This window comes from Bradyrhizobium sp. 6(2017), assembly GCF_011058295.2.
GTDB classification, from domain to species: Bacteria; Pseudomonadota; Alphaproteobacteria; order Rhizobiales; family Xanthobacteraceae; genus Bradyrhizobium; species Bradyrhizobium septentrionale.
Genome location: NZ_CP049289.2, coordinates 9,802,629 through 9,829,352 on the forward strand (window position 1 = coordinate 9,802,629; position 26,724 = coordinate 9,829,352).

The 26,724-nt window shown below is 64.4% G+C and carries 27 protein-coding genes; 11 read left to right on the top strand and 16 right to left on the bottom strand.

The annotated features are described in order from the left end of the window. Nucleotides 1–17 precede the first annotated feature (17 nt). The 7 genes from G6P99_RS46580 to pcaF form a co-directional block, all read right to left on the bottom strand. Nucleotides 18–1,187 (bottom strand): Gfo/Idh/MocA family protein, encoded by a 1,170-nt coding sequence (locus G6P99_RS46580; protein ID WP_029079520.1) that lies wholly within the window; start codon nucleotides 1,185–1,187, stop codon nucleotides 18–20. A 16-nt stretch (nucleotides 1,188–1,203) separates the two neighbouring features. Beyond that, the gene (locus G6P99_RS46585; protein ID WP_029079519.1) at nucleotides 1,204–2,055 is read right to left on the bottom strand and encodes a shikimate dehydrogenase; all 852 of its coding nucleotides are present in this window, start codon (nucleotides 2,053–2,055) and stop codon (nucleotides 1,204–1,206) included. 21 nt (nucleotides 2,056–2,076) lie between these two features. Continuing rightward, a complete protein-coding gene (locus tag G6P99_RS46590; RefSeq protein ID WP_035976477.1) occupies nucleotides 2,077–2,553 on the bottom strand; it encodes an SRPBCC domain-containing protein in 477 nt (158 codons plus the stop codon). Between the two features lie 10 nt (nucleotides 2,554–2,563). After that, nucleotides 2,564–2,887, bottom strand: a complete 324-nt coding sequence (locus G6P99_RS46595) for an ArsR/SmtB family transcription factor (RefSeq protein ID WP_029079517.1) — start codon at nucleotides 2,885–2,887, stop codon at nucleotides 2,564–2,566. A gap of 148 nt (nucleotides 2,888–3,035) precedes the next feature. Further along, a complete protein-coding gene (gene pcaG, locus G6P99_RS46600) occupies nucleotides 3,036–3,638 on the bottom strand; it encodes a protocatechuate 3,4-dioxygenase subunit alpha (RefSeq protein WP_029079516.1) in 603 nt (200 codons plus the stop codon). 1 nt (nucleotide 3,639) lies between these two features. Continuing rightward, the gene (gene pcaH, locus G6P99_RS46605; protein WP_029079515.1) at nucleotides 3,640–4,341 is read right to left on the bottom strand and encodes a protocatechuate 3,4-dioxygenase subunit beta; all 702 of its coding nucleotides are present in this window, start codon (nucleotides 4,339–4,341) and stop codon (nucleotides 3,640–3,642) included. A gap of 105 nt (nucleotides 4,342–4,446) precedes the next feature. Next, entirely contained in the window at nucleotides 4,447–5,655 is a 1,209-nt protein-coding gene (gene pcaF / locus G6P99_RS46610; RefSeq protein ID WP_165126870.1) for a 3-oxoadipyl-CoA thiolase, read from the bottom strand. 214 nt (nucleotides 5,656–5,869) lie between these two features. On the opposite strand from pcaF, the gene mutS reads away from it, so the two are divergent. The 3 genes from mutS to G6P99_RS46625 all read left to right on the top strand — a co-directional run bounded on the left by mutS (nucleotide 5,870) and on the right by G6P99_RS46625 (nucleotide 9,692). Next, a complete protein-coding gene (gene mutS, locus G6P99_RS46615) occupies nucleotides 5,870–8,596 on the top strand; it encodes a DNA mismatch repair protein MutS (protein WP_029079514.1) in 2,727 nt (908 codons plus the stop codon). Nucleotides 8,597–8,705: 109 nt separating this feature from the next. Continuing rightward, nucleotides 8,706–9,158: a hypothetical protein gene (locus G6P99_RS46620; protein ID WP_029079513.1), complete on the top strand. Its 453-nt coding sequence runs from the start codon at nucleotides 8,706–8,708 to the stop codon at nucleotides 9,156–9,158. 168 nt (nucleotides 9,159–9,326) lie between these two features. After that, on the top strand, nucleotides 9,327–9,692 hold the full coding sequence (locus G6P99_RS46625) for a hypothetical protein (protein WP_029079512.1): 366 nt from the start codon (nucleotides 9,327–9,329) through the stop codon (nucleotides 9,690–9,692). Between the two features lie 236 nt (nucleotides 9,693–9,928). Here the strand turns inward: G6P99_RS46625 and G6P99_RS46630 are convergent, their stop codons facing one another. The 5 genes from G6P99_RS46630 to G6P99_RS46650 all read right to left on the bottom strand — a co-directional run bounded on the left by G6P99_RS46630 (nucleotide 9,929) and on the right by G6P99_RS46650 (nucleotide 14,230). Continuing rightward, complete coding sequence (locus G6P99_RS46630; protein WP_029079511.1) at nucleotides 9,929–10,735, bottom strand: hypothetical protein; 807 nt, start codon at nucleotides 10,733–10,735, stop codon at nucleotides 9,929–9,931. A gap of 131 nt (nucleotides 10,736–10,866) precedes the next feature. Next, the gene (locus G6P99_RS46635; RefSeq protein ID WP_029079510.1) at nucleotides 10,867–11,376 is read right to left on the bottom strand and encodes an OsmC family protein; all 510 of its coding nucleotides are present in this window, start codon (nucleotides 11,374–11,376) and stop codon (nucleotides 10,867–10,869) included. Between the two features lie 56 nt (nucleotides 11,377–11,432). Beyond that, nucleotides 11,433–12,218: an ABC transporter ATP-binding protein gene (locus G6P99_RS46640; RefSeq protein ID WP_029079509.1), complete on the bottom strand. Its 786-nt coding sequence runs from the start codon at nucleotides 12,216–12,218 to the stop codon at nucleotides 11,433–11,435. Beyond that, the gene (locus tag G6P99_RS46645) at nucleotides 12,218–13,054 is read right to left on the bottom strand and encodes an ABC transporter permease (RefSeq protein WP_029079508.1); all 837 of its coding nucleotides are present in this window, start codon (nucleotides 13,052–13,054) and stop codon (nucleotides 12,218–12,220) included. The genes G6P99_RS46640 and G6P99_RS46645 overlap by 1 nt, the downstream gene beginning before the upstream one ends. A gap of 201 nt (nucleotides 13,055–13,255) precedes the next feature. Continuing rightward, nucleotides 13,256–14,230, bottom strand: coding sequence for an aliphatic sulfonate ABC transporter substrate-binding protein (locus G6P99_RS46650; RefSeq protein ID WP_165126872.1), 975 nt, complete (start codon nucleotides 14,228–14,230; stop codon nucleotides 13,256–13,258). A 198-nt stretch (nucleotides 14,231–14,428) separates the two neighbouring features. Between G6P99_RS46650 and G6P99_RS46655 the strand changes: the two genes are divergently transcribed. Further along, on the top strand, nucleotides 14,429–17,221 hold the full coding sequence (locus G6P99_RS46655; protein WP_029079506.1) for a [protein-PII] uridylyltransferase: 2,793 nt from the start codon (nucleotides 14,429–14,431) through the stop codon (nucleotides 17,219–17,221). A gap of 338 nt (nucleotides 17,222–17,559) precedes the next feature. Here the strand turns inward: G6P99_RS46655 and G6P99_RS46660 are convergent, their stop codons facing one another. Then, on the bottom strand, nucleotides 17,560–17,823 hold the full coding sequence (locus G6P99_RS46660) for a hypothetical protein (RefSeq protein WP_029079505.1): 264 nt from the start codon (nucleotides 17,821–17,823) through the stop codon (nucleotides 17,560–17,562). A 352-nt stretch (nucleotides 17,824–18,175) separates the two neighbouring features. Here G6P99_RS46660 and G6P99_RS46665 point away from each other — a divergent pair, with 352 nt between their 5' ends. From G6P99_RS46665 to G6P99_RS46675, 3 genes are all read left to right on the top strand, one after another. Next, nucleotides 18,176–19,957 carry a PAS domain-containing sensor histidine kinase gene (locus tag G6P99_RS46665; protein WP_245284578.1) on the top strand — a complete coding sequence of 594 codons (1,782 nt, stop codon included), beginning with the start codon at nucleotides 18,176–18,178 and terminating at the stop codon, nucleotides 19,955–19,957. After that, nucleotides 19,951–20,625 carry a response regulator transcription factor gene (locus tag G6P99_RS46670; RefSeq protein WP_035976475.1) on the top strand — a complete coding sequence of 225 codons (675 nt, stop codon included), beginning with the start codon at nucleotides 19,951–19,953 and terminating at the stop codon, nucleotides 20,623–20,625. Before G6P99_RS46665 ends, G6P99_RS46670 begins: the two co-directional genes overlap by 7 nt. A 131-nt stretch (nucleotides 20,626–20,756) precedes the next feature. Beyond that, nucleotides 20,757–21,107, top strand: a complete 351-nt coding sequence (locus tag G6P99_RS46675; RefSeq protein WP_414645610.1) for a response regulator transcription factor — start codon at nucleotides 20,757–20,759, stop codon at nucleotides 21,105–21,107. Nucleotides 21,108–21,114: 7 nt separating this feature from the next. Here the strand turns inward: G6P99_RS46675 and G6P99_RS46680 are convergent, their stop codons facing one another. After that, nucleotides 21,115–21,288 carry a hypothetical protein gene (locus G6P99_RS46680; protein WP_165123016.1) on the bottom strand — a complete coding sequence of 58 codons (174 nt, stop codon included), beginning with the start codon at nucleotides 21,286–21,288 and terminating at the stop codon, nucleotides 21,115–21,117. A 159-nt stretch (nucleotides 21,289–21,447) separates the two neighbouring features. Here G6P99_RS46680 and G6P99_RS46685 point away from each other — a divergent pair, with 159 nt between their 5' ends. Beyond that, on the top strand, nucleotides 21,448–21,639 hold the full coding sequence (locus G6P99_RS46685; RefSeq protein WP_156928452.1) for a hypothetical protein: 192 nt from the start codon (nucleotides 21,448–21,450) through the stop codon (nucleotides 21,637–21,639). Between the two features lie 366 nt (nucleotides 21,640–22,005). On the opposite strand, the gene G6P99_RS46690 is transcribed toward G6P99_RS46685, so the two are convergent. After that, nucleotides 22,006–22,530, bottom strand: coding sequence for a methylated-DNA--[protein]-cysteine S-methyltransferase (locus G6P99_RS46690; protein ID WP_198031137.1), 525 nt, complete (start codon nucleotides 22,528–22,530; stop codon nucleotides 22,006–22,008). 88 nt (nucleotides 22,531–22,618) lie between these two features. Here G6P99_RS46690 and G6P99_RS46695 point away from each other — a divergent pair, with 88 nt between their 5' ends. The 3 genes from G6P99_RS46695 to G6P99_RS46705 all read left to right on the top strand — a co-directional run bounded on the left by G6P99_RS46695 (nucleotide 22,619) and on the right by G6P99_RS46705 (nucleotide 26,001). Continuing rightward, nucleotides 22,619–22,981 (top strand): DUF1304 domain-containing protein, encoded by a 363-nt coding sequence (locus G6P99_RS46695; protein ID WP_029079500.1) that lies wholly within the window; start codon nucleotides 22,619–22,621, stop codon nucleotides 22,979–22,981. A 206-nt stretch (nucleotides 22,982–23,187) separates the two neighbouring features. Continuing rightward, nucleotides 23,188–24,408, top strand: coding sequence for an ABC transporter substrate-binding protein (locus G6P99_RS46700; protein WP_029079499.1), 1,221 nt, complete (start codon nucleotides 23,188–23,190; stop codon nucleotides 24,406–24,408). Between the two features lie 366 nt (nucleotides 24,409–24,774). Next, nucleotides 24,775–26,001, top strand: a complete 1,227-nt coding sequence (locus G6P99_RS46705; RefSeq protein WP_029079498.1) for an ABC transporter substrate-binding protein — start codon at nucleotides 24,775–24,777, stop codon at nucleotides 25,999–26,001. A 233-nt stretch (nucleotides 26,002–26,234) separates the two neighbouring features. Here the strand turns inward: G6P99_RS46705 and G6P99_RS46710 are convergent, their stop codons facing one another. Then, nucleotides 26,235–26,660, bottom strand: a complete 426-nt coding sequence (locus G6P99_RS46710) for a DUF1330 domain-containing protein (RefSeq protein WP_029079497.1) — start codon at nucleotides 26,658–26,660, stop codon at nucleotides 26,235–26,237. Between the last annotated feature and the right edge of the window lie 64 nt (nucleotides 26,661–26,724).

The window sequence follows — 26,724 nt, forward strand, 5'->3', positions numbered from 1 at the left end:
GGAAGCGTTGCGCGTAGCTACAACACAACCCGCCTGCCCTCATCCGCGGCCCAATAGCCGGCGTAGTTCACCTTGGTCGTCTCATACGCCAGCGCCAGGTCGGCGAGCGGCGCGCGGCCGGTTGAGACGCATTCCATGAAATCCTGGATCTCCTGCAGATAACCGCGGGTCCATTCTTCCTCGAGGCAGACATATTGCCAGCCGGTTTTGCGATCGACCTTCTCGGTGATGTAGACCGAGGCGAGCTTCTCCTCTGATGTCTGGTAGCTCGTCAGATGGGTGTTCGGCGTGATGTTGGCGAACAGCGAGCCACCACTCGTATAGGTCTCGATCAGATTGCGTACGCCGCCCATGATCATGTCGCCGGAAAACACCGTCGCCTTGGTGCCGTCGGAGAAGGTTGCGGTCAGCGTGCCCCAATCCTCCACGTCGACCGGATTGGCCTTGATGTAGGCGCGCTCCTCGGGCTTGAGGCCGGCGGTGACATTGCCGACGTCGCAGGTGACGCTGGCAACTGAAATCGTCTCGCCGCGGGCTTTCGCCTCGACCTGCTTGAGATAGAGCACCGCCGACAGCGGATGGCAGCCCATCCGAATCAGCGAGCCGCCGCCGGTCATCGCCCACTCTGCGGCATGCGCGGCATGCGAGCCGGAATGGCTTTCCTCGCCCTTCATGAACAGGATCTTGTCGCCTGTGGCGCGGATGATCTCCGCGGTCTTGGTCACCGCCGGCGCGTAGATCCAGTCCTCGGCATACATGAAAAGTCTTCCGCTGCGCTCGATCGCGGCGCGGGTCTTTTCCATCTCCTCCATCACGCGCTGATACATCAGCGCTTTCGGCACGTGCCTGCCGATCGGCGCCTTGTCGCCGGGCTGCCCGAAATAGCCGCTGAACGGTTTCTCGCAGATCACGTGCTTGCCGGCCTGCATTGCGTCTACGATCATCACGGCGTGCAGGTTCGGCGGCGTGCAGATGTCGATGACGTCAAGCTCGCGGTCGGCGACCAGCTCGGCAAAGCTGCGATAGGCGTTCGGGATTTGATGCTTGCCGGCGAACTCATTCACATGATCGCCGCGCGCCGCGACCGCCCTCACCTCGACATCGACGCCATAGACGCGCCGGTATGCATACATGTGCAGCTCCGACACGAAGCCGCAGCCGGCCAGACCGATCCTGATTTTTGTCATTAAATGTCTCCGTCCTTCAGGCGGATGCAGAGTAGCGCGCAGCCATAACGGCGTCGAACGCATTTGCCATCGCGCCATGCGGCGGCGTCAATCCGGTGAACAGCTCGAACGCATCCGCCGATGCGTTGATCGCGAGGTCGCGTCCGGTCAGAACGCTTGCGCCGTTGGCCTTTGCCGCTGTCAGCAGCGGCGTCCATAGCGGCGTGTAGACGGCGTCGGCGACCCACATTGAGGGACGCAGCAGCGCATCCGGCACTGGCGCGTCGCGGCTTGGCAGCATGCCGACCGGCGTTGCGTTGACGAGGCCTGCGGCGCCGTCCACCGCGGCCGCGACACTTATGGCCTGAACCGCATGACGATCCTGCAGCTGTGCCGCAAGCTGCGCGGCCTTGGCGGTATCGGCGTCGAAGACACGGAGCTCGGCGACGCCGAGGCCGGCGAGCGCAAACGCGATCGCCTTGCCGACTCCACCGGCCCCGATCAGCGCGATCGGGCCGCGTGGCGCGGTCGCCAGCAGCGGTTCGATCGCGCGCGCAAAGCCGGTCGCGTCGGTGTTATGCCCGACGAGCCGCGCGCCATCGACGACGATGGTGTTGACCGCGCCGATCGCGCGCGCATCCGGCGCGAGGTCATCGAGCAGCTCGACGACCGCTTCCTTGTAGGGAAAGGTGACGTTGATGCCGGCAAAGCCGAGCCGCCTGATGCCGTCGAGCATCGCGCGCAGATCGTCGCGCCCGGCGCCCTTGACCTCGATCAGCTGGTAGTGACAGCGGACGCCGAGCGCTGCGGCGGCCTGCTCATGCATCGCAGGCGCCGCCGAATGCGCGATCGGATATCCGATCAGGCCGGTCAGGAAACGGTCGCGCATTGTCCCTCACGTCAGTCGCGCTCAGCTCATGCGGTCGAGCCGAGCATAGCTGTCTTCCATGCCGTGCTCCATGCCGGTCGCGAGCATCGCTGCGCGCGTCGCGGCATCCGGCAGCGTCATCCGCAAGGTCATGAGGGTGCCGGTGCCGTCAGGCGCGAACGTGGTCTCGACATGGTTGTCCGGCGTCGGATCGGGCAGATGCATGCGCCCGACATGCACGATGCGGCTGAACGGTTCGAGCGCGAGATATTCGCCGGTCTGATAGAACCCGCGGCCCTTGCCGTCGCTCCATTCGAAACGGATCCGGCCGCCGGGCCGAGCTTCGCTAATGCAAACCGGCATGGTCCAGCCGTCAGGACCGAGCAGCCACTTTTGCAGCAGCTCAGGCTCGGTGTGTGCGCGGTACACCGCCTCGGGCGGCGCAACGAAGCGCCTGGTGACGACGACATGGCGGTCGCCTTCGGTCGTCAGCGTCAACTTGCTCGTCAACTCGCTCATGGGGCACCTTTCACGTCTCGGGCTTCATCGCGGCCAGCACGCCGTCCAGCCGGTCGTAATTGGTTTCCAGCGCCCGCCTGAGCATGCCGAGCCATTGATCGATCTCGGCGACCGCCGTCGGCGCCAGCCGGCACGGGCGCTTGGTGCCCTCGATCCGCTTCACGATCAGGCCCGCGCCCTCGAGCACCTTGAGATGGCGGGAGATCGCGGGCTGGGTCATCTCGAACGGCTCGACCAACTCCATCACGGTCGCCTCGCCGAGAGCGAGCCGCGCCAGGATCGCCCGGCGGGTCGGATCGGCGAGCGCGGAGAAGGCGGCATCGAGGTTGGCCATGCTTGATCTCGTTCCAGTTATATAACTTATCTATTATATAACTAATCATGCATAGTCAAACGAAATCCGCCGCGACGAAGGCGCGCAGCGGATTTGTCAGTCTTTTCAATGCTGGATTTGCGCGCCGCTGACGGCGCGCCGCAGCCGGCTAGACGTCGAAGAACACCGTCTCGTTGTCGCCCTGCAGATGGACGTCGAACGTGTAGGTATGGCCCGCACCGGCCTTGCGCTTGGCGATCAAGGTGGCGCGGCGATCGGCCGGCACCAATGCGAGCACGGAATCGGCGGCATTGCCGGCCTCGTCGTCGAAATAGATCCGCGTGTAGAGATGCAAGAGCATGCCGCGCGCGAACACCGCGAGCGCGATATGCGGCGCCTGCGGCTTGCCGTCGGCATCCGGCACCACGCCGGGCTTGATGGTGTCGAAGGCGTAGCCACCGCTCTTGTCGGTGCCGCAGCGACCAAAACCCTTGAAGGACGAATTGGGCAGCGCGCGCGTATCCTGCGGATCGGAGAAGCGGCCCTGGCTATCGGCCTGCCAGATCTCCAGCATGCAATCCGGGATCACGGCGCTGTCGCCGTCATAGACCTTGCCCTCGACCCGGATGCGCTCGCCCGAGACATCTGATGTCAAGAGGTTGTTGGTGAAGGCGTCATTCCACTCATATTCGCCGTTCGGCGTCAGGCCGTACTTGAAATAGGGACCGACGGTCTGCGAGGGCGTGATTCCATCAGGACGCTGGTTCGACACGTTACTTGGTCTCCATCGGCGTGGCGTTGCGGCCGCGCAGCACGATATCGAAGCGGTAGCACAGCGCCCATTCCGGCTTGGTGTTGTCGAGATCGAACGACGAGATCATCCGCGCCCGCGCCTTCGCATCGGCCACCGAATTGAAGATCGGGTCGAACGGAAACAAGGGATCGCCGGGGAAATACATCTGCGTGACAAGACGCGAGACGAAGGAATGCCCGAACACCGAGAAGTGGATATGCGCCGGCCGCCAGGCATTGTGGTGATTGCCCCAGGGATAGGCGCCGGGCTTGATGGTGATGAACTTGTAATAGCCGGCGGCATCGGACTGCGTCCGCCCGGCGCCGGTGAAATTGGGATCGAGCGGCGCCGGGTGCTGGTCGACGACATGGATGTAGCGGCCGCAGGCATTGGCCTGCCACAGCTCGACCAGCGTGTTGGGCACGCCGCGGCCGTCCTCGTCGAGTACATGGCCGTGCACGATGATGCGCTCGCCGAGCGGCTCGCCCTTCGCCTGGATGGTGAGATCGTTGTCGTGCGCGCGCACGGTCTCATGACCATAGACCGGCCCGGTCAGCTCCGAGAGCGTGTGCCGCATCGGGATCAGCGGCTTTTGCGGCGAACGCTTCACGGTGGAGCGATAGTCCGGCGACAGCCGCGCCGGATGAGCCGCAAGCGATTGCAGCGGGTACGACAAGGTCATGGAGAATTCCTCCGCGGCCCACGCGCCCCGTGGGCTCACCTCAGATCATTATATTGCATAACCAAATTGGGGAAGGGCTGTTTTCAGCCCTTCCAAGCTATTGGACTAGTTCAGCTTTTCGATCGCGACCGCGACACCCTGGCCAACCCCGACGCACATAGTTGCCAAGGCAAGCTTCCCGCCCCGCTTCTCCATGCCGTGCACGGCGGTCAGCACCAGCCTTGCGCCGCTCATGCCGAGCGGATGACCGAGCGCGATCGCGCCGCCATGCGGATTGACGAAATCGGCGTCTTCCTGGACGCCGAGCTGACGCAGGACGGCGATGCCTTGCGAGGCGAATGCCTCGTTGAGTTCGATCAGATCAAAGTCCGACACCTTGATGCCGAGACGCTCGACGAGCTTCCTCGTCGCCGGCACCGGGCCGATGCCCATGATGCGCGGCGGCACTGCGGCCGAGGCGAGGCCGAGGATTTTTGCGCGCGGGGTCAGGCCGTGCTTCTTCACCGCAGCTTCGGAAGCGAGGATCATCGCGGCGGCGCCGTCATTGACGCCGGATGCGTTGCCCGCGGTCACAGTGCCCGGATTGCGCACGATCGGCTTCAACTTGGCGAGACCTTCGAGCGTGGTCTCGGGCCGCGGATGCTCGTCCTTGTCGACGGTGATGGGGCCGGCCTTGCCACCGGGCACCTGGATCGGGATGATCTCCTCGGTGAAATAGCCCGACGCGATTGCCGCGCCGGCGCGCTGCTGCGAGCGGATCGCCATCGCGTCCTGATCGGCGCGCGACACCTGGAATTCCTCGGCGACGTTCTCGCCGGTCTCCGGCATCGCATCGACGCCGTACTGCGCCTTCATCAAGGGATTGATGAAGCGCCAGCCGATCGTGGTGTCGTAGATTTCGGCGGAGCGCGCGAAGGCTTCCGGCGCCTTGCCCATCACGAACGGCGCGCGCGTCATCGATTCGACGCCGCCCGCGATCGCGAAATCGATCTCGCCGGCGCGGATGGCGCGGCCCGCGGCGCCGACCGCATCAAGGCCGGAGGCGCAGAGCCGGTTCAGGGTCTGGCCGGGAACCGACTCGGGCATGCCGGCGAGCAGCAGCGCCATGCGCGCGACGTTGCGGTTGTCCTCGCCGGCCTGGTTGGCGCAACCGAAATAGACCTCGTCGACCTGATTCCAGTCGAGCGTCGGATGCTTGGCCATCAGCGCCTTGATCGGGGCCGCTGCGAGATCGTCGGCGCGCACCTTGGCGAGCGAACCGCCGAAACGGCCGATCGGGGTCCGGACGGCATCGCAAATGAACACATCACGCATTGAATCTCTCCCTGAATGCCGCGACTTAGGCGCTGGATCGGCTGGAACTTGAGGGGAGTTTTAGGAGCGTGCCCGCGGCAGGTCAATTGACCGGGACGCGCGTCAAGCGCGCATTGCCGTGATGTCTTGTCATATCTTAGGCCGTGGAGAGGGTGGAAAACCCGGCTCTCGCGGATAGGACCGCGCGACGAAATTTTGTAGTTTCCGCCCCCTGATGACAATCCAGCAACCCATTCCCGCTCCGCCTGAACCCGCTCCCGCCGAGGCGTCGTCGCGCGTCACGCCGATGATGGAACAGTATCTTGAAATAAAGGCCGCCCATCCCGGCCTTCTGCTGTTCTACCGGATGGGCGATTTCTACGAGCTGTTCTTCGAGGACGCCGAGATCGCCTCCAAGACGCTCGGCATCGTACTGACCAAGCGCGGCAAGCATCAGGGCATGGACATCCCGATGTGCGGCGTGCCGGTCGAACGCTCCGAGGATTATCTGCATCGCCTGATCGGTGCCGGGCATCGCGTCGCGGTGTGCGAGCAGACGGAAAATCCCGCCGAGGCAAAAGCCCGCGGCAACAAGAGCGTGGTCCGCCGCGGCGTGGTACGGCTGGTGACGCCGGGCACGCTGACCGAAGACACGCTGCTCGACGCCCGCACCAACAATTATCTGATCGCGATCGCGCGCGCCCGCGGCTCGGCCGGCGCCGACCGTCTCGGCCTCGCCTGGATCGATATCTCGACCTCGGAATTCATGGTGACGGAGTGTTCGAACGCGGAGCTTGCGGCGACGCTGGCGCGCATCAATCCGAACGAGGCCATCGTCACCGACGCGCTCTACAGCGACAACGAGCTCGCGCCGACCTTGCGCGAATTGCCGTCGGTGACGCCGCTGACCCGCGACGTGTTCGACGGCGCCACTGCCGAGCGGCGGCTGTGCGACTATTTCGCGGTCGCGACCATGGATGGCCTGTCCGCGATGTCGCGGCTGGAGGCGACCGCCGCGGCCGCGGCCGTCACCTATATCGACCGCACCCAGGTCGGCAAGCGTCCGCCGCTGTCGCCGCCGGCGCGCGAAGCCGCCGGCACCACGATGGCGATCGATCCGGCGACCCGCGCCAATCTCGAATTGACGCGGACGTTGGCGGGCGAACGCCGCGGCTCACTGCTCGATGCGATCGACTGCACCGTCACCGCGGCGGGCTCGCGGCTGCTGGCGCAGCGCCTCGCCGCGCCGCTCACCGATGTTGCCGTGATCGCGCGGCGGCTCGACGCCGTCACGGCCTTCGTTGCGGATTCGGCGGCGCGCGAGGACATCAGGACTGTGCTGCGCGCGGCGCCCGACATGTCGCGCGCGCTGGCGCGGCTCTCGGTCGGCCGCGGTGGCCCGCGCGATCTCGCGAGCCTGCGCGACGGCATCCTGGCCGCCGACCAGGCGCTGGAGCTGCTGGCGCAGCTTGCCAATCCGCCGGCCGAGGTGTCGACCGTAATGGCGGCGTTGCAGCGCCCGTCGCGCGATCTGGCGCAGGAATTCTCCCGCGCGCTCTCCGAACAGCTTCCGCTGATCAAGCGCGACGGCGGCTTCGTCCGCGAGGGCTACGAGGCCGCGCTCGACGAGAGCCGCAATCTGCGCGACGCCTCGCGCCTCGTCGTCGCCGCGATGCAGGCGCGCTATGCCGAGGACACCGGCATCAAGACGCTCAAGATCCGGCACAACAATGTGCTCGGCTATTTCGTCGAGGTCACCGCGCAGCACGGCGACAAGCTGTTCGCGCCGCCGCTCAATGCGACCTTCATCCATCGCCAGACACTGGCCGGGCAGGTTCGCTTCACCACATCGGAGCTCGGCGAGACCGAAGCCAAGATCGCAAATGCCGGCGAGCGTTCGCTCAATCTCGAGCTCGAAATCTTCGAGCGCCTGAGCGCGATGGCGCTCGCCGCCAGCGACGATCTGCGCAACGCCGCGCATGCCTTTGCAATGCTCGATGTCGCGACCGCATTGGCGAAACTTGCGATCGACGACCATTACGTGCGGCCGGACGTCGACGGCTCGCTCGGCTTTGCGATCGAGGGCGGCCGCCATCCCGTGGTCGAGCAGGCGCTGAAGCGCGACGGCCAGCCATTCATCGCCAATGCCTGCGATTTGTCGCCGGCGCCGGGACAGAAATCCGGCCAGCTCTGGCTGATCACCGGTCCGAACATGGCCGGCAAATCGACCTTCCTGCGGCAGAACGCGCTGATCGCGCTGCTGGCGCAGATCGGCTCTTACGTGCCGGCGTCGCGGGCGCGGCTCGGCATCGTCGACCGGCTGTTCTCGCGCGTCGGCGCGGCCGACGACCTGGCGCGCGGACGCTCGACCTTCATGGTCGAGATGGTCGAGACCGCCGTGATCCTCAACCAGGCCAGCGAGCGGTCGCTCGTCATCCTCGACGAGATCGGCCGTGGCACTGCGACCTTCGACGGGCTGTCGATCGCCTGGGCTGCGATCGAGCATCTGCATGAGAGCAACCGCTGCCGCACCCTCTTTGCCACCCACTATCACGAGCTGACGGCGCTCTCGGCCAAGCTGCCGCGGATGTTCAACGCCACGGTGCGGGTCAAGGAATGGCAGGGCGACGTCGTGTTCCTGCATGAGGTGCTGCCCGGCTCGGCCGACCGCTCCTACGGCATCCAGGTCGCAAAACTCGCCGGCCTGCCGCCCGCGGTGATCACGCGCGCCAAATCGGTGCTGGCGAAGCTCGAGGCCCAGGACCGCGGCCAGACCGCGCGCGCCTTGGTCGACGATTTGCCGCTGTTCGCCGTCCCCTCGCGCGCCGCCGCCGAGGACAAGCCGCCGAGCGAGACGGATTTGCTGCTCGAAGCGGTGAAGGCGCTGCACCCCGACGAGATGTCGCCGCGCGAGGCGCTGGATGCGCTCTATGCGCTGAGGGCGAAGCTGCCGAAAGGATGAACGTCGTTAAGATGCACTTGTCAGCAGCATCGCGAAACGACGAAAATAGGATATGGCCTCGTCTGAACGACCAGTTCTGTCGCCATCACTCGTTGCGCAGCTATCGAGCTTGGGCGCCAAGCTGCGACGCGGAAGTGGCGCTGACCACGAACTCAGCGAAATCCTGACGGAGCTTTCTACGCTGTCCGCGAACAAGATCGTGCGCGCTAGCCGCGAGATTACACAGGCCGCCGGCTTCGCCTGGTGGTGGCAACACCCGTCCCTGACGGATCGTTTGTTTCGATTTCCGCAGTCTGAGCGACAGCTCATGTTTCGAAACGCCGACTATGCGTGGCTGTTCCTGTTTCACCCGGACGGTTATCTGAGGGAGGCCGCTCTCTGCGCCATCGCAACGCCCCCGACGTCGTCGTTCTTTCTTTCCGCGCTCGCATGGCGGCTGAACGACTGGGCCGGGCCGGTTCGTCGCGCCGCGATAGAATGTTTCAGGCGCGTTTCGGCAAACACCTCTGCTGCTATCGCCGCGGAGGCAGCCCTCTACTTGCTTGAACGACGGTTCGTTTAGGGGCGGTGGTGCGATGAGGTCGCAACTCTTGATCCGTTGTTCGCTCGCGACGACGTCCTCGCGGCATTGGCGGCTCAGCTTGAAAGACGCCCGACTGGCGGGCTGAGCGGCTGTCTCCGCTCCGCATTGCGATATCCCGGCTTCGACCAACACTTGCCGCGACTGGCAATGGCGGCCGTTCAGCCGCCGGTCAGAGCCATCGCCTGTCCGTGCCTGATTTTGCGGAAGGCCAGCTGGCCGATCGGATTCGACTGGGTCTGGCTCGACAAGGTCTATGGCTCGAAACGACGCATTCCGAAGCTGGACAATCGAAGCATCGAATGCGATCGCCCGGTCGCAGACCTCATCGCCGAAGGTATCCGCGACAGATCGCCTTTTGTGCGAAAGATTGTCGCGGATGCCATGATTGTCGTCCGCTCGCAAATGGACGATGAGGCCCCTCTGGTTGCCCGACTTGTAGATGATCCCAATCCTGCAGTGCGCTCGCGAGCGGACTTCATGCTGAGACATCCGCCGCCACAAAAGGCTCTTTAGCCGGATCAGCGGAGAGACCGTCCCGGATTGCGCTGAGCCTGTCATCGGGCGCGCGTTCGCGCGACCCGTTGGCTCCATCCGGGCTACGGCTCACCCTTCTCCTTCGCCCTGAAAGGGGAAGGTCGGGATGGGGGTCAGCCGCAGACGACGCTGTTTGCGGAGAGAGCAGATCCCCACCCGCTTTGCTCTAACGAGCAAAGCAACCTCCCCTTTTCAAGGGGAGGTTAAGACGCACCCTACGCTTTCGACGTCTTCGCGCTCTTCCTCCGCCCGATCTGCCACAGCACCAGATTCCACACGATGCAGGTGGCGAGCGCGCAGCTCAGCCCAATCGGCGAGCCGAATTGCGCCACCGCGACATGCAGCACCGCAACGCCGAGGCCGAAGCCCATCAGGCCCCAGGCGCTGTTGGCGAGCACGGCTGCGGTTGCGGGTCCACCGATGCGCGGGTGCAGGATCAGCATCATCGAGGAGAACACGATCGGGAACAGCGCCATCACGCCGGTGACGCGGGGGCCGACCCAGCCAGACGCCGTGACCACCGTGCCGACCAGGCTCGCGACCAGCGCGGCGCGCAGCGGAATGTCGTACCAGCGCCGCGCGATCAGCGGCATCTTGGCGACGTGGTAGGGCCTGAGCAATGGAATGCAGATCGCAAAGGTGACGGCGTTGACGAGCAGCCCGCCGGCGAGCGACCAGCCGAACTGGCGGATGATGGTGGCGAGCACCAGCCACACCGCGATCGCGGATCCCGCGCTGATCCACATGCTGCGGCGCTGCGCCAGCACGGCGTAGGTCAGGCCCATATAGATCGTGGCCGCGTTGACCGGCAGGCTCGCCAGCGCACCCTCGGCGATGAAGGCGGCGTCATGGTCGAGCGCGAGGAAGGTGTAGGATGGCCCGGCCGAGATCGGTAGCGTTGCGATCAGCGCGCCGATCACCGGCCCCGAGCGCTCCGTGATGATGGACGCACTGACCACGAACGCCGCGGCGACGGCCATGCGCAGCACGAGGATCAGGACGAAGTGGAGTTCGGGGGACATTCGATCCGTCGTCCCGGCGAAGGCCGGGACCCATAACCACGACTAGTCGTGAGGAGCGAAAGCCGTTGGGCAGCACGGCTGAGAACCAGGGGACACGGCGTATGGGCCCCGGCTTTCGCCGGGGCGACGCGTCACACCCGCTGCATCGACACCGAAACCTTCGGGCCGTTCTTGATGGTCTGATAGACCACGCAATAACGCTCGGTGAGCTTCAGCAGCAGATCGAGCTTGTCCTGCGGCGCGTCGGTGCCGATCTCGAAGCGGAGGCGGATTTCGCGGAAGCCGACCGGGGTCTCCTTGTCGACGCCGAGCGTGCCACGGAAGTCGAGATCGCCCTCGGCGAACACATTGCCGACTTTCAGCGGCAGCTCGACGGCGGTCGCGACCGATTTCAAGGTGACGCCGGCGCAGGCGACCAGCGCCTCCAAGAGCATGTCGCCGGAGCAAAGCTCGAGCCCGGAGCCGCCGGTGGCGGGATGCAGGCCGGCGACCGCGAGTGCGCGGCCGGTCTCGACCTTGCAGGAGATGCTCTCATTGTCGATCGAGCCCTTGGCCTTCAGCGTGATCACGGCGGCCTGGGGGTCGGTCTTGTAGCGCTCCTTGATCGGAGCCTGCATTGCGCGGAGTTCGGCGGAGTCCATGGTTCTGCTCCCGGCTGTTCTTCTTTGTTCCGATGTAAGGCCTTAACGAGCCGATGTCACCACCACATCGCCTCGCCGGCGCTCGATTTGTCGGTGACGTCACGCACCTGCCGGTCCAGCGAGCGGTCGAGCGCGGTCAGCACGCGGCGCTTGAAGGTGTCGAACAGCTCCGATTTGCGGTCGCGCGGCCGCGCCAGATTGATGGTGATCTGCTCGAACAGGCGGCCCGGCCGCGGCCGCATCACCAACACGCGGTCAGCCAGCACCACGGCCTCGTCGACGTCATGGGTGACCAGGATCAGGGTCGGCCGTGTGTCGGCCCAGAGATCGAGCAGATGGTCCTGCAGGTCACGGCGGGTGAAGGCATCGAGCGCCGAGAACGGCTCGTCGAGCAGCAGCACTTCCGGCTGCGGCACCAGCGCGCGGGCGATCGCGACCCGCTGCGCCTGTCCGCCGGACAATTCGCGCGGCCAGGCCGCGGCCTTGTCGGCGAGGCCAACGCGGGCCAGCGCCGTCGCGACCCGCTCGCGCCTGGCATCAGTCGGGAGATCGGCGAGGCCGAAGCCGATATTGTCGGCGACGCTGAGCCACGGCAACAGCCGCGGCTCCTGGAAGATGATGCCGATCTTGGCGTGCGGCGACGTAATCACCGCATTGTCGAGTATCACGCTGCCGGTGGTGGCGCGATCGAGGCCGGCGATGGCGCGCAGCAGCGTCGACTTGCCGCAACCGGAGCCGCCGATGATCGCGATGATCTCGCCGGGCTGGATCTCCGCCGAGAAGCGTTCCAGCGCGTGGACGCCGTTCGGATAGGTCTTGCCGACGTCCCTCAGCGCAAGCATCACTGCCCTCCCCGCGCGCCGAACGCGTCCTGCCAGCGCAGCAGCGGCGCGGTGGCGATCTCGATCAGCCAGTCGGTGGTCTTGCCGAGGATCGCGAAAATCACGATCGCGGCAAGAATCTGCGCCGGCTTGCCGAGCTGCTGGCCGTCGATCAGGAGATAGCCGAGCCCTTCGGACGCCCCCATGAATTCGGCGGCGACCACGAACATCCAGCCCAGGCCAAGCCCGACCCGCAGCGACACCACATAGGCCGGCAGCACCGCGGGCAGCAGGATGCGGCGGATCATCGCAAAGCCGGACAGGCGGAACACGCGGCCGACCTCGACGACCTTGCGATCGACCGACAGGATGGCGCCCATCACCCCGAGATAGACCGGAAAGAACACACCGACCGCGATCAGCGCGATCTTCGAGGTCTCGAAGATGCCGAGCCACAGGATGAACAGCGGCACCCAGGCGATCGAGGGAATCGCGCGCAACGCCTGCACGGTCGGGTCGAGCAGTCGGCGCGCCAGGCCCCAATAGCCGGAGATCGCACCGAGGATGGTGCCGCCCACGACGCCGAGCGCAAAGCCCGCGCCGACCCGCCACAGCGTCGCAAGGATATGGCGCGACAGCTCGCCGCTCCGGGCGAGCGCCAGGATGGTCTCGAACACCTTTGACGGCGGCGGCACCAGGCGGCCGTTGGAGTAACCGAGCGCGACGACCAGTTCCCAGCCCAGCGCCAGCACGACCGGCAGTGCGAGCCCGAGCACCGGCCGCACATAACGCGACCACCGCGCCGGCGCCACACGCGGCGCGGCCGTCCGTTCCAGCGCGGGCAGGTCAACGGTCATGGCCATAGCAAGAACTATTCTTCGGGCGGGATTGCAAGGTGGGTGAGCCCAACTCCACTCACATCGTCCCGGGCAAGCGAAGCGCGACCCGGGACCCATAACCACAGGGCGAGATAGTGGAACGAGCTGGGGCCACAGCTTCGTTCAACAACAAAGCCCTGTGGTTATGGGTCCCGGCTTTCGCCGGGACGACGGCGGCGATCAATTCGTGGGCAACGGGACCTGGTCATCGATCAGGCTGTCGAGCGCGGCCTTGACGTCGGTCTTGGCGTCGATCACGCCGGCCTGCTGCAGCGCGAGACCAGCCGCGAGAATTGATTCGCGTTGCGGCGCGCCAATCCGGCTGTGGGTCAGCTCGGTGCGCTCCTTGAGCTGCTTGTCGACCACCGCGTCCGGCAGCTTGGTGACGGCGATGAAGGTCTTCTTCAGCTCGTCATAGTTCGCCAGCGAATATTTCCGCGCCTCCTCGTAAGCTGCGAGCACGCGGCGGACCACGTCCGGGTAGTCCTTCAAAAACTGCTCGCGCACATTGAGGATGCCCCAGGTGTTGGCGTCGGCCTTGCGATAGAACAGTTTTGCGCCGTCCTCGACCTCGGCCTGCGCCATCATCGGGTCGAGGCCGGCCCAGGCGTCGACGTCGCCGCGGATCAGCGCGGTCTTGCCGTCGGCGTGCTGCAACAGCACCGGCGTGATGTCCTTTTCGGTGAGGCCGGCGCCGAGCAGCGCGCGGACCAGGAAGATGTGCGGATCGGTCCCACGCGTCACCGCGACGCGCTTACCCTTCAGGTCGGCGACGGAGCTGATCTTGGAATCCTTGCCGGTGACCAGCGCGGTCCATTCGGGACGCGAATAGACGTAGATCGACTTGATCGGGTTGCCGTTGATCCTGGCGACCAAAGCGGCCGAGCCCGCGGTCGAGCCGAGATCGATCGAACCGGCATTGAGGAATTCGAGCGCCTTGTTGGAGCCGGCCGACTGCACCCAGACGATGCTGATGCCGTCCTTGGCGAACTCCTTCTCCAGCAGGCCCTTCTGCTTGAGGACCATCGACACCGGATTGTAGGTCGCCCAGTCGATCCGGATCTCCTTTGGCGCGTCGGCGGCAAGCGCCGCGCCGGGCAAGAGTGTCGAGACCGCGAGCAGCGCAGCGAAGGCGCGCCGGGAAAATTTCTGCATTCGTCGATCTCCTCGATACGATTAAGAAACAATCTTTTATTTCAATGAGTTAGCCTTGCGGTCAACGAGAAAATCTCTACCCTTTACAGGATGGGGCGAGAACGATCTTGCCCGCAGCGCCGTTGAGAGAGCATGGAGCTGCTGTCGTTATACTTTGGTCAGTGACAGCAACAGCTTCGTCCGATATCGGATGGACGTATGGACAGCATCGTAGCCGACGGCCGCGCTGAAGCGGATGATCGTTTCGAGACCGAGCGGATCACCGCGGCGGTCAACGCGCTCGCCGAGCAGCATGCCGGCCGCGAGGACCAGTTCCGCGCCGCGATGGCGCAACTGCTCAAGGCCGAGCTGATCGCGGCGCGCGCCACGGCGCAGGCGCTGCTGCTGAAGGATCGCCACGGCCGCCGCTGCGCCGAACGGCTCTGCTTCGTGCAGGACGAGATCATCCGCATCCTCTACGCCGCGGCGACCCGGCATCTCTATCACTCGCCGATCCCCTCGGGCGCCGAGCGCATGGCCGTGGTCGCGACCGGCGGCTATGGCCGCGGGCTGATGGCGCCGGAATCCGACATCGATCTGTTGTTCATCCTGCCCTACAAGCAGACCGCCTGGGGCGAGCAGGTCGCCGAAGCCATTCTTTATTGCCTCTGGGACATGGGGCTGAAGGTCGGCCACGCCACCCGCTCGGTCGATGAATCGATCCGCCAGGCGCGCGGCGACATGACGATCCGCACCGCGATCCTGGAGACGCGGTTCCTGACCGGCGACCAGCCGCTCTATGACGAGCTGGTCGAGCGCTTCGACAAGGAAGTGGTGCAGGGCACCGCATCGGAGTTCGTCACCGCCAAACTCGCCGAGCGCGAGGAACGGCATCGCCGCGGCGGCCAGTCGCGCTATCTGGTCGAGCCCAACGTCAAGGACGGCAAGGGCGGCCTGCGCGATTTGCACACGCTGTTCTGGATCGCCAAATACGTCTACCGGGTGCGCGAGACCGATGAGCTGCTGGAACGCGGCGTGTTCGACGTGCAGGAGTACCGCACCTTCCGCCGCTGCGCCGATTTCCTGTGGTCGGTGCGCTGCAACCTGCACTTCTTCGCCGGACGCGCCGAAGAGCGGCTGTCGTTCGACATGCAGCGCGAGATCGCTGTTAGACTCGGCTATACCTCGCATCCCGGCATGCAGGACGTCGAGCGCTTCATGAAGCACTACTTCCTGATCGCAAAAGACGTCGGCGACCTCACCGCGATCTTGTGCGCCAAGCTCGAGGAGGAGCACAACAAGCCGGCGCCGGTGCTGAGCCGCATGGTGGCGCGCTTCCGGCCCGGCACCAAGCGGCGGCGGGTGGCCGGCAGCGACGACTTCATCGTCGACAACAACCGCATCAACCTCGCCGCGCCCGATGTCTTCAAGCACGATCCGGTCAATCTCATCCGGATCTTCCGCCTCGCGCAGCAGAACAACCTCGCCTTCCATCCCGATGCGATGCGCACGGTGACGCGCTCGCTGAAGCTGATCAACACCCAGCTGCGCGAGAACGACGAAGCCAACCGCCTGTTCATGGAGATCCTGACCTCCGACAATGCGGAGACCGTGCTGCGGCGGATGAACGAGACCGGCGTGCTCGGCCACTTCATCCGCGCCTTCGGCAAGATCGTGTCGATGATGCAGTTCAACATGTACCACCACTACACGGTGGACGAGCATCTGATCCGCTGCATCGGCTACCTGCAGGACATCGAGCGCGGCGGCAACGAGGAGTTCACGGTCGCCAGCGACCTGTTCCGCAAGATCCAGCCCGAGCACCGCCCGGTGATCTATATCGCGACGCTGTTGCACGATATTGCCAAGGGCAGGCCCGAGGATCACTCGATCGCCGGCGCCAAGGTGGCACGGCGGCTGTGCCCGCGGCTCGGCTTCTCGGCGGCCGACACCGAACTGGTGGCATGGCTGATCGAGGAGCATTTGACGATGTCGACGGTGGCGCAATCGCGCGACCTGTCGGACCGCAAGACCATCGAGAATTTCGCCGCCGTGGTGCAGTCGGTCGAGCAGATGAAGCTGCTCACGATCCTGACCACCGCCGACATCCGCGGCGTCGGCCCCGGTGTCTGGAACGGCTGGAAGGCGCAGCTGTTGCGCACACTGTATTACGAGACCGAGCCAGTGCTGACCGGCGGCTTCTCGGAGGTCAACCGTGCCCAGCGCATCGCGGTGGCGCAAGCCGAATTCCGCCGCGCCTTCACCGAATGGCCGGAGACCGAGCTCAACGCCTATATCGGCCGGCATTACCCGGCCTACTGGCTCAAGGTCGAGCTGCCACGCAAGATCCGCCAGGCACGCTTCATCCGCGCCAGCGAGCACGCCGGCCACAAGCTCGCGATCAATGTCGGCTTCGACGAAATCCGCGCCGTCACCGAGCTCACGATTCTGGCGACCGACCATCCCTGGCTGCTGTCGATCATCGCCGGCGCCTGTGCGTCGGCCGGCGCCAACATCGTCGACGCGCAGATCTACACCACGACCGACGGCCGCGCGCTCGACACCATCTCGATCTCACGCGAATACGACCGCGACGAAGATGAAGGCCGCCGCGCGACGCGGATCGGCGAGATGATCGAGCACGTGCTGGAAGGCAAGCTGCGGCTGCCCGAGGCGGTGGCGAAACGTGCGGTGCGCAGCAAGGCGCGCCCGTTCATCGTCGAGCCTGAGGTGACCATCAACAACCAGTGGTCCGACCGCTACACCGTGATCGAGGTCTCCGGCCTCGACCGCCCCGGCCTGCTCTACCAGCTCACCACCGCGATCTCGAAGCTCAACCTCAACATCGCCTCCGCCCACGTCGCGACCTTCGGCGAACGCGCACGCGACGTGTTCTATGTCACCGACCTGCTCGGCGCCCAGATCACGGCGCCGACCCGGCAGGCCGCGATCAAGAGCGCGCTGCTGCATCTGCTTGCGAGCGAGGACCAGGCCGCGAAGCCGGCGGCGTAGGTTAAGGCGGCGCATGCAAGACCCGTCATCCTGAGAAGGCCGCGCAGCGGCCGTCTCGAAGGATCGACGGCCACGCTCGCACCGCAAGGCTCTCACCTCCAGCGACAAAGGCGGAGCCTTTGCGCGGGGATGACGGTGAAAGGCTGCGCCTTTCGGGAGACGCCTGCGGGAACTGAGCCCGGAATCCATCAGGGCCGGGGCTAGACGGGGAGTGGATTCCGGGCTCTCACGGAGGCTGTTGTCGGACCCGTTTTGCGCGACCCAGGCGTGAGCAGCCAGCGCGTCGGTCCCGGCAGCCTGCCGGACTTAGAGTCTAGGGCGGGCTACGGCCCTGGATCTCACATGTCTAATTGCGGCTGCAGCGCCGCCAGGCTCGCCCCCAGCAAGGCCAGGTAGCTGGCATGACAGACCACAACGCCAAAATCGAAGACGTCGAGCAGATCGATCCAATTGTTGGTCCAGGGGTTGTCGACCGGCACGCTCGCTGTCTGCTTGCCACCGTCGATCACGGATGGCTGGAAGCTGCGGTCGCGTCTCTGACCCCGCGTCTCGTGCGCGATGTCATCGGAGCAAAGGATCAAATGCAGGCGAGCGTTCGGCAATTTCAACCTCCAGATCTCTGATCGGCGACTGCTGAATCCGGGATGCCTACTGTTATCGAATTACCCAACAAGCGTAGTCGCCGGGAAGGAACGCGCCATTGAACGGAGGTTGATCCGGCCGTTACATTCGGATGGGGACAACATACTTAGGTTTAACCGCAACCTGAATTTGAGCGTATCAGGTGATTTCGCGTTCCACGCGACTTGACGCGCGCGGGCGGATTGCCACAGGGCCCCACGATCTCGTCCGGACGCCGAGAAAGCTGCTAGGATACAGCCTGTTAGGAGGGCGACGTTGTCGCCGCTGATGATAGCGGTCACCTAGCGACGCAGCGCGGCCCATGACGGCCAAATGCTGGTGCTGCCGATGATGCGCAATCCGACCACGAAGCCCTGGTCGACCGAGCAATGGCTGCTCGGCGGCATGGTGCTGGCTTGGGCAGGAACCTGCGCTGGGCTGTTGCTCGGTCCGGAGCCCGCAGCGACCGCTCATCTGGCTGCCCTGGCGGCGCTGGTCGCCGCGCTCGCCGCTGCATTGCTCATGATGCGTGTGGTGGGCCGCACCCAAAGGCAGATGGAAGCCGCCTTGCGCGGTCGGGCCAGCGGCGAAGAGCGCGCGATCGAGGCGCTGCGCAACAGCGAAGCGCAGTGGAAGGAGGTGTTCGAGCACAACCCGGTCATGTACTTCATGGTCGACGCAACGGGCCTCGTCCTGTCGGTCAACACGTTCGGCGCGGCACAACTCGGCTACACCGTCGACGCACTGCTCGGACAATCCGTGCTGCGGGTGTTTGCCGCCGAAGACCGGGATATGGTCCTGCGCAACGTCGCGGCCTGCCTCGACAATATCGGCCAGACACATAGTTGGGAAATCCGCAAGGTCCGCAAGGACGGTTCAAGGCTTTGGGTTCGTGAAAATGCCAAAGCCGTGCGGCGGCTGGGCGATCAGTTGATTGTCCTGATCGCATGTGAGGATATTACCGAACGCAAGCAGGCCGAGAATGCGCTGCAGCAGAGTGAAATGTACCTGACCGAAGCCCAGCGATTGAGCCACACCGGCAGCTTTGGCTGGCACCTCGCCAGCGGCGAGATGATCTGGTCGGAAGAAACCTTCAGAATCTTCGCGTTCGACAAGGCGCCTTGCATCAAGCATGACACGGTCCTTCAACGCGTCCATCCGGACGATCGCGCCCGCGTGCAACGGACCATCGACCGCGCCTCGCTCGACGGCAAGGACTTCGAGCACGGCTACCGATTGCTGATGCCCAATGGGGCGATCAAATATGTCCACGCCCGGGCGCATGCGGTGGCGAACATCTCGGGCGACACCGAATTTATCGGTGCGGTCACCGACGTGACTGCCCGCAAGCGGGCCGAGGCCGAATTGCACGAAGCGCAGACCAACCTAGCCCACGTCACGCGCGTGACGGCGCTCGGCGAGCTCGCGGCGTCGATCGCCCATGAAGTGAACCAGCCGCTTGCCGCCGTGGTCACCAACGCCGCGGCATGCCTGCGGTGGCTCAACCGGGCGGCTCCCGATCTGAACGAAGCCCGCGGGGCGGTCAGGTCGATCATCAGCGACGGCAACCGGGCGGGCGAGGTCATCCAGCGTGTCCGCGCCCTAGTGAACAAGACGACCGATCAGAAGGCGCCGCTCGACATCAATGCGGCCATCAACGAGGTGATCGGCCTGGTACAGCATGAACTGCAGAGCCACCAGATTTCCCTGCAGCTGGACCTCGCTCCCGCGCTGCCGCCTGTTATCGCCGACCGTGTCCAGCTGCAGCAAGTCATCCTCAACCTGGTCCTCAACGGCATCGAGGCGATGCAGCCGGTCACGGACCGGCCGCGCGAACTCGTGATCCGGACACGCATCGATCCCGCCAAGCATGACGATGCCGGGCAAATCCTGGTCACGGTCACCGACTGCGGCGTCGGGATAACAACCGAGAATGCCGACCGGCTGTTCGACGCCTTCTACACCACCAAGGCCAGCGGCATGGGAATGGGGTTGTCGATCTGTCGCTCGATCGTCGAAGCCCACCGGGGTCGCCTGTCCGTGGCCGGAAATGCCGGCCCCGGCGCGACATTCCAGTTCACCTTGCCATTGCGTGAAGAGGATCATGCATGGTGACCGGACCCGTGGCATCACCTCCCACGCACGCAAGCGCCGGCGATCCGGCCGTCTTCGTCGTCGACGACGACCCGTCGGTGCGGGACTCGCTGAGCAATCTTTTCCGGTCGGTCGGGCTGCGGACCGAAGTGTTCGGATCGGCCCATGAATTTCTCCAGCACAAGCCCCCGGATGTCCCGAGCTGCCTGATCCTGGACATCAGGCTGCCCCGACTGAGCGGCCTCGACTTTCAGGCCGAGCTGGCCAAGGCCGACATTCATATCCCGATCATCTTCATGACCGGCCATGGCGATATCCCGATGACGGTCAGGGCCATGAAGGCCGGAGCTGTCGACTTCCTGACCAAGCCGTTCCGCGACCAGGACATGCTGGATGCCGTCACGACGGCGATCGAGCGCGACCGAAATCGTCGCGATGAGGCCAAGGCCCTTGCACACCTGCGCGCAGCCTTCGCGACCCTGACCGCCCGCGAGCGCCAGATCATGACCCTCGTCACCGCAGGGCTCATGAACAAACAGGTCGCAGCCGAAATCGGGGTGGCCGAGATCACGGTGAAGATACACCGCGGCCACATCATGCGGAAAATGGCGGCGAAATCGCTGCCGGATCTGGTCAAAATGGCGCAGATCCTCCGGATCGGACCGGCATCCGGCGGCCCGCAAACCTAAGTATGATTCTCCGATCCTGACTGGCGACGCACTGTGCCCAGGCGTCCGCGCACAGACCAAAGCCCGTTCTGGCCGTCCCAGGAAGGACCTCCTTGTCCCACCCGCCAATGATATCCATCATCGACGATGACATGTCGGTTCGCGCCGCGACCCACAATCTCGTCAGGTCGCTCGGCTACGCAGTCGAGACCTACGCGTCGGCCGAGGAATTCCTGCACTCGCCCCATCTGAATGAAACATCCTGCGTGATAGCGGACGTCCGGATGCCGGCCATGAGCGGGCTCGACCTGCAGAGCCATTTGATTGCCAGCGGACGGCGCTTTCCGTTCATTTTCGTCACCGCCTTCTCCGTCGAAAGCGATCGCGCCCGGGCCCTGAGGGCGGGAGCGATCTGCTTTCTGAGCAAGCCCTTCGACGGCGACGTCCTGATCAAATGCCTCGACACGGCCCTGGCGCAGAACGGAAGCGCGCCCGGCGAATGAGTTCACATCAGACATACGCAAGGATGATGCCGCCAAACATCAGGACAAGTTGCGCCTGGACGATGGTGGCGCGAGATTTCGCGCCGTCGTCCTTCGCAAAGATCGACGGCCAGGACAGCATCAGAGACAGCATCAGACATTTTGATTGGCAAATGGCAATTCCTCGGAAGGAGGTCGCCATGCGAGCGGAACCGCGCTGCGCCCAGTGTGACAGCGAAGAGCCCAAGATCATCAGTTTGCGAAATCCGGCGGGTGAACGCTACTGCGGACGCCTCTGCCTGTACAAAGCTCAGGAGGAATTCACTCGCTGGCTATGGCGCGCGAATGCGGAGGCCGCGTCATGACCGGCCGTTGCGGGAATCCGGGGTGCAAGCGCCCGTTCGGGCTGATCCGGCACAGCTGGCATTTCGAGCAGTTCTGCTCCGTGAAGTGCCGCGAGATCTACAAGCAGCAATTGGAGCGCAACAAGGCCTATTGGAAGTGGCTCTATCCCTTCCCCGGCAGCCGCGGCCCGGCGAGGAAACTGGTCTGACGGCCAGGACCAGACTTTTGTTTTGACGCGTTTTCTTCACGCGAACCGGCGTCCATCCCGCATCAAGTGCGGGACAGGCTTCGCTCGAAAACGCTCTGGCAACGCGCAAAGGAGTCCCCATGACGACGGTCGATGCGATGCTGGTAGGAGCGATACTCGCATGGGTGCCTTCGCTCATTGTGTTCCTCTATATCGTGCGCGATCTGCGAAACATGCCGAGCGAAGATCTCGATTGATCGCCTCGGGCGGCTGATGAAATGGGCCGCTAGAGCATTTCGGCTCTGATTGAATCAGAACCGAAACTCTGGCTTTGTGTTTTGACGCGTTTTCTTTACGCGAACCGGCGTCCACTTCGCTCGAAACGCTTCATATCTCCACGCCCTCGTGCCGCAGCAGCCAGCGCTTGCGCTCCAGCCCACCGCCATATTTGACCAGTGAGCCGTTGGCGCCGATCAGGCGGTGGCAAGGCACGACGACGCTGATCGGGTTGGAGCCGTTGGCGTGGCCGACCGCACGCATCGCGTTCGGCACTTTCAGTTTCGCCGCCAGCGCGCCGTAGCTCATGGTGGTGCCGGGCGAAATCTTCGGCAGCGCGTGCCAGACCTTCTGCTGGAACGGCGTGCCGGCGACGCGCCATTCGACATCCGCGAGCCGATCGAGATCGCCCTTGAAGTAATCGGCGAGCGCCTTGCGCATCGCCGCCGGCGCGCGGCCGTCCCGCAGCGTCACCGCGCCATAGTGCAGCCGCAGCAGCTCGAGCATGCGTCCTTCATAGTCGTCCCAGTCAAGCGCGCGTAGCACGCCGTCGTCATCGGTCACCAGCAGCGCGGTGCCGATCGGCGTCTTGAGGCGGTCGAGGTTGAAGCTCTGTGCAGTCTTGCGGTCGGCCATGGTCATCGCTCGGAAACAGTCGCTCGGCATACAATTCACCGCCCGCGTGCTAGCGTCCACCCGAATTCCGGTTAAGGGGGACCGCATCATGCTTTGGCTTGGCAAGGTTCTGGTCGCGGTGGTGGCCATGCTACACATCTATTTCCTTGTGCTCGAGATGTTCCTGTGGACCAAGCCGCTCGGGCTGAAGACGTTTCGCAACTCGATCGAGAAGGCGACCGACTCGGCCGTGCTCGCCGCCAATCAAGGGCTCTATAACGGCTTCCTCGCCGCCGGACTGATCTGGGGCCTGGTCCACGGCAATCCGGCCTTCGCGTTCCAGATCAAGACATTCTTCCTGCTCTGCGTGATCGTCGCCGGCGTCTACGGCGCCGCCACCGTCAGCCGGCGCATCCTTTATGTGCAGGCGGCACCTGCGGCGCTGGCGCTGATCCAGCTCTGGCTCGCTTAAGGCGCGGGCGCGCTTTTGCTTTCTGCAGCATGATCCCCTCGGAAAATCGCTTCACACTTTTCCGGATCGTGCTCAAACGCGACACTGCGCGCAGGGCGCATCGCCTTGCAATGCAACCACGCTTCCTCCATCATCCCTGATAACGGTGACATCCGCCGGCTTGAGGCTTGCGGACAAGATCACCGGCAACATGGGAGGTCACGGACATGAGGAGCGTGCAATTGCTCGCTGCGACAGCGCTTGCCATCGCGTTGTCGGTTACACCGGCCGCCGCGCAGAAGAAATACGACATCGGCGCGACCGACACCGAGATCAAGATCGGCCAGACCGTGCCGTTCTCGGGCCCCGCATCCGCCTATGCCGGCATCGGCAAGACCCAGGCGGCCTACCTCAAGATGATCAACGATCAGGGCGGCATCAACGGCCGCAAGCTGAACCTGATCCAGTATGACGATGCCTATTCGCCGCCGAAGGCGGTCGAGCAGGTGCGCAAGCTGGTCGAAGGCGACGAGGTGCTGTTCACCTTCCAGATCATCGGCACGCCATCAAATGCCGCCGTGCAGAAATATCTGAATACCAAGAAGGTGCCGCAGCTGCTCGCCTCCACCGGCGCCTCGCGCTTCTCCGACCCGCAGAATGCGCCGTGGACCATCGCGTTCAACCCGAACTACCAGTCCGAGGGACGCATCTACGCAAAATACATCCTGGCCAATCACCCCAACGCCAAGATCGGCATCTTCTACCAGAACGACGATCTCGGCCGCGACTACATCACCGGCCTGAAGAGCGGGCTCGGCGACAAGGCCGCCAGCATGATCGTCGCCGAGGTGTCCTACGAGCTGACCGACCCGACGGTGGATTCCCAGATCGTCAAGCTGAGGGCCTCCGGCGCCGATCTGATCTATGACGCCTCGACGCCGAAATTCGCCGCGCAAGCGATCCGCAAGATCGCCGACCTCAACTGGACCCCGGTGCACATCCTCGACATCAATGCGAGCCCGGTTTCGGCGACGCTGAAGCCCGCGGGCCTCGACATCTCCAAGGGCATCATCTCGACCAATTACGGCAAGGACCCCGCCGATCCGCAGTGGAAGGACGATCCCGGCGTGAAGGCCTATTTCGCCTTCATGGACAAGTATTATCCGGAAGGCGACAAGCTCAACACCGTCAACACCTACGGCTACTCGACGGCCGAGCTTTTGATCCAGGTGCTGAAACAGTGCGGCGACGACCTCACCCGCGACAACCTGATGAAGCAGGTGACCAGCCTGAAGAAGTTCGTGCCGAGTCTCGCGCTGCCGGGCATGTCGATCACGACGGGGCCGAACGACTATCGCATCAACAAGCAGATGCAGATGATGAAGTTCAACGGCGAGCGCTGGGAGCTGTTCGGCCCGATCATCGAGGACACCGGACCGGCGGGTTAGGTCGCGCCGCATCGAGGCTCTACTCCCTCTCCCGCTTGCGGGGGAGGGTTGGGGTGGGGGTCTCTCCACGAGTCACGTGAGCCCCCACCCGGATTGCATCTTCGATGCAATCCGACCTCCCCCGCAAGCGGGAGAGGTAAGCAAGAGATCGGACAAAAGCCGGCGCAGCGCCTCTCCGCGGCCCACCCTCCTTTCCGCATCGCCCCCTACTTTCGTTGACTGAAATCGCTCACCTTTTCGGCGCCGCTCGTCTTGCGTTGCAGCAAGCGTTCCGCCAGTATCCGGCGCAAGCGATGGCGACCGCGGGGCTTGAACCTGCGGACAAGATCATCGGCCAACCATCAGTCACGTGAGGGAAACAGCATGATGAGGAACGGGATTTTACGTCTGGTTACGGGAACGGCGCTCGCAGTCGCGCTGTCTGTAACGTCGGCCTCCGCGCAGAAGAAATACGACACCGGCGCGAGCGATACCGAGATCAAGGTCGGCCAGACCGTGCCCTTCAGTGGCCCGGCATCCGCTTACGCCACGATCGGCAAGGCCCAGGCCGCCTACATCAAGATGATCAACGACCAGGGCGGCGTGAACGGCCGCAAGATCAACCTGATCCAGTATGACGACGCCTATTCGCCGCCGAAAGCGGTCGAGCAGGTGCGCAAGCTCGTCGAAAGCGACGAGGTGCTGCTGACTTTCCAGATCATCGGCACGCCGTCGAACGCCGCCGTGCAGAAATATCTCAACGGCAAGAAGGTGCCGCAGCTGTTCGCCGCCACCGGCGCCTCGAAGTTCACCGACCCGAAGAACTTCCCATGGACGCTCGGCTTTAACCCGAACTATTTCAGCGAAGGCCGCATCTACGGCCAGTACATCCTGAAGGAGTATCCGAACGCCAAGATCGGCGTGCTCTATCAGAACGACGACCTCGGCAAGGACTATCTGAACGGCATCAAGGCCGGCCTCGGCGACAAGTCGGCGAAGATGATCGTGGCCGAAGCCTCCTATGAGGTGTCCGACCCGACCATCGATTCGCAGATCCTCAAGATCAAGGATGCCGGCGCGGACCTGTTCTTCTCGGCCTCGACGCCGAAGCAGGCGGCGCAGGCGATCAAGAAGATCGCCGAACTCGGCTGGAAGCCGGTGCACATCCTCGACATCAACGCCACATCGGTCGGCGCGGTGATGAAACCGGCCGGACTCGAGGCCTCCAAGGGCGTGATCAGCGTCAGCTACGGCAAGGACCCGCTCGATCCGACCTGGAAGGACGATCCGGGCATGAAGCGCTACTTCGACATGATGGCGAAATACTATCCGGACGGCGATAAGGATTCGAGCTTCAACGGCTACGGCTATTCCACTGCGCAGCTGTTGGTTCACGTGCTCAAGCAGTGCGGCGACGACCTGACCCGCGAGAACGTGCTGAAGCAGGCGACCAACCTGAAGAATGTCGAGCTCGACCTCGCGCTGCCCGGCATCAAGGGCAACACCACGCCGGACGACTACCGCGTCAACAAGCAGCTGCAGATGATGAAGTTCAACGGCGAGCGCTGGGAGCTGTTCGGCCCGATCCTCGAGGACGCCGGCCCAACGGGCTAGCGCTTCGCGCAGGTTCGAGATGCAATCGGCGGCCTCCGGGCGCCGCCGATTTTGTTTTTTCGTCCATACGCGCTCTATTCCCGTCACGCTGAGGAGCGCGTAGCGCGTCTCGAAGGGTCGACGGCCCAACTGTGGCCGTACATCCTTCGAGGCTCGCCCAGCGGTGCAAGCGCACCGCAAGGCTCGCACCTCAGGATGACGGTGATAGAGATTCCCCTCGCGCTAACGCGGTCTCACTTCGGAATCTCGCCAAACGTCTTCCCGACCGGCAGCATCGCGTGGCGGATCAGCCGCGAATCCTCGACGCCAGCCTGGCGGTGCTTGACCGCCTCGCGATAGACGGGGTCGCGGATCATTTCGACGAAGGCTTCGACGCTCGGATACTCGGCGATGAAGCAATGGTCCCAGCGCTCCTCTTGCGGACCGATCAGCATCAATTCGAAACGGCCCTGCCAGACGATGCGGCCGCCGAGCCGCTCGAACACCGGGCCGCTCTCGCGACCATAGGCGGCATAGGCTTCGGCGCCGGTCGCCTTGCGGCCGTCGGGATAGGCGGCCCATTCACGCAGGCGCACCAGATTGAGCATGTGGATCGGGCCCGGCCGGTTGTTGTCCCGGAATTGCGCAAACACTTCCTTGGTTGGATCGATATGGCCCATGCGGTGCTCCCTGTTTCTTTGTTCCATCCTTATTTAGCAACGCGCCGCCTCACCTCCTAATCCC

Coding starts and splice junctions, on each gene's coding strand:
- G6P99_RS46580 (WP_029079520.1), bottom strand. CDS start 1,187: ATGACAAAAATCAGGATCGGTCTGGCCGGCTGCGGCTTCGTGTCGGAG.
- G6P99_RS46585 (WP_029079519.1), bottom strand. CDS start 2,055: ATGCGCGACCGTTTCCTGACCGGCCTGATCGGATATCCGATCGCGCAT.
- G6P99_RS46590 (WP_035976477.1), bottom strand. CDS start 2,553: ATGAGCGAGTTGACGAGCAAGTTGACGCTGACGACCGAAGGCGACCGC.
- G6P99_RS46595 (WP_029079517.1), bottom strand. CDS start 2,887: ATGGCCAACCTCGATGCCGCCTTCTCCGCGCTCGCCGATCCGACCCGC.
- pcaH (WP_029079515.1), bottom strand. CDS start 4,341: ATGACCTTGTCGTACCCGCTGCAATCGCTTGCGGCTCATCCGGCGCGG.
- pcaF (WP_165126870.1), bottom strand. CDS start 5,655: ATGCGTGATGTGTTCATTTGCGATGCCGTCCGGACCCCGATCGGCCGT.
- mutS (WP_029079514.1), top strand. CDS start 5,870: ATGACAATCCAGCAACCCATTCCCGCTCCGCCTGAACCCGCTCCCGCC.
- G6P99_RS46625 (WP_029079512.1), top strand. CDS start 9,327: ATGGCGGCCGTTCAGCCGCCGGTCAGAGCCATCGCCTGTCCGTGCCTG.
- G6P99_RS46630 (WP_029079511.1), bottom strand. CDS start 10,735: ATGTCCCCCGAACTCCACTTCGTCCTGATCCTCGTGCTGCGCATGGCC.
- G6P99_RS46635 (WP_029079510.1), bottom strand. CDS start 11,376: ATGGACTCCGCCGAACTCCGCGCAATGCAGGCTCCGATCAAGGAGCGC.
- G6P99_RS46640 (WP_029079509.1), bottom strand. CDS start 12,218: ATGCTTGCGCTGAGGGACGTCGGCAAGACCTATCCGAACGGCGTCCAC.
- G6P99_RS46645 (WP_029079508.1), bottom strand. CDS start 13,054: ATGACCGTTGACCTGCCCGCGCTGGAACGGACGGCCGCGCCGCGTGTG.
- G6P99_RS46650 (WP_165126872.1), bottom strand. CDS start 14,230: ATGCAGAAATTTTCCCGGCGCGCCTTCGCTGCGCTGCTCGCGGTCTCG.
- G6P99_RS46655 (WP_029079506.1), top strand. CDS start 14,429: ATGGACAGCATCGTAGCCGACGGCCGCGCTGAAGCGGATGATCGTTTC.
- G6P99_RS46665 (WP_245284578.1), top strand. CDS start 18,176: ATGCTGGTGCTGCCGATGATGCGCAATCCGACCACGAAGCCCTGGTCG.
- G6P99_RS46670 (WP_035976475.1), top strand. CDS start 19,951: ATGGTGACCGGACCCGTGGCATCACCTCCCACGCACGCAAGCGCCGGC.
- G6P99_RS46675 (WP_414645610.1), top strand. CDS start 20,757: ATGTCGGTTCGCGCCGCGACCCACAATCTCGTCAGGTCGCTCGGCTAC.
- G6P99_RS46680 (WP_165123016.1), bottom strand. CDS start 21,288: ATGGCGACCTCCTTCCGAGGAATTGCCATTTGCCAATCAAAATGTCTG.
- G6P99_RS46685 (WP_156928452.1), top strand. CDS start 21,448: ATGACCGGCCGTTGCGGGAATCCGGGGTGCAAGCGCCCGTTCGGGCTG.
- G6P99_RS46690 (WP_198031137.1), bottom strand. CDS start 22,530: ATGGCCGACCGCAAGACTGCACAGAGCTTCAACCTCGACCGCCTCAAG.
- G6P99_RS46695 (WP_029079500.1), top strand. CDS start 22,619: ATGCTTTGGCTTGGCAAGGTTCTGGTCGCGGTGGTGGCCATGCTACAC.
- G6P99_RS46700 (WP_029079499.1), top strand. CDS start 23,188: ATGAGGAGCGTGCAATTGCTCGCTGCGACAGCGCTTGCCATCGCGTTG.
- G6P99_RS46705 (WP_029079498.1), top strand. CDS start 24,775: ATGAGGAACGGGATTTTACGTCTGGTTACGGGAACGGCGCTCGCAGTC.
- G6P99_RS46710 (WP_029079497.1), bottom strand. CDS start 26,660: ATGGGCCATATCGATCCAACCAAGGAAGTGTTTGCGCAATTCCGGGAC.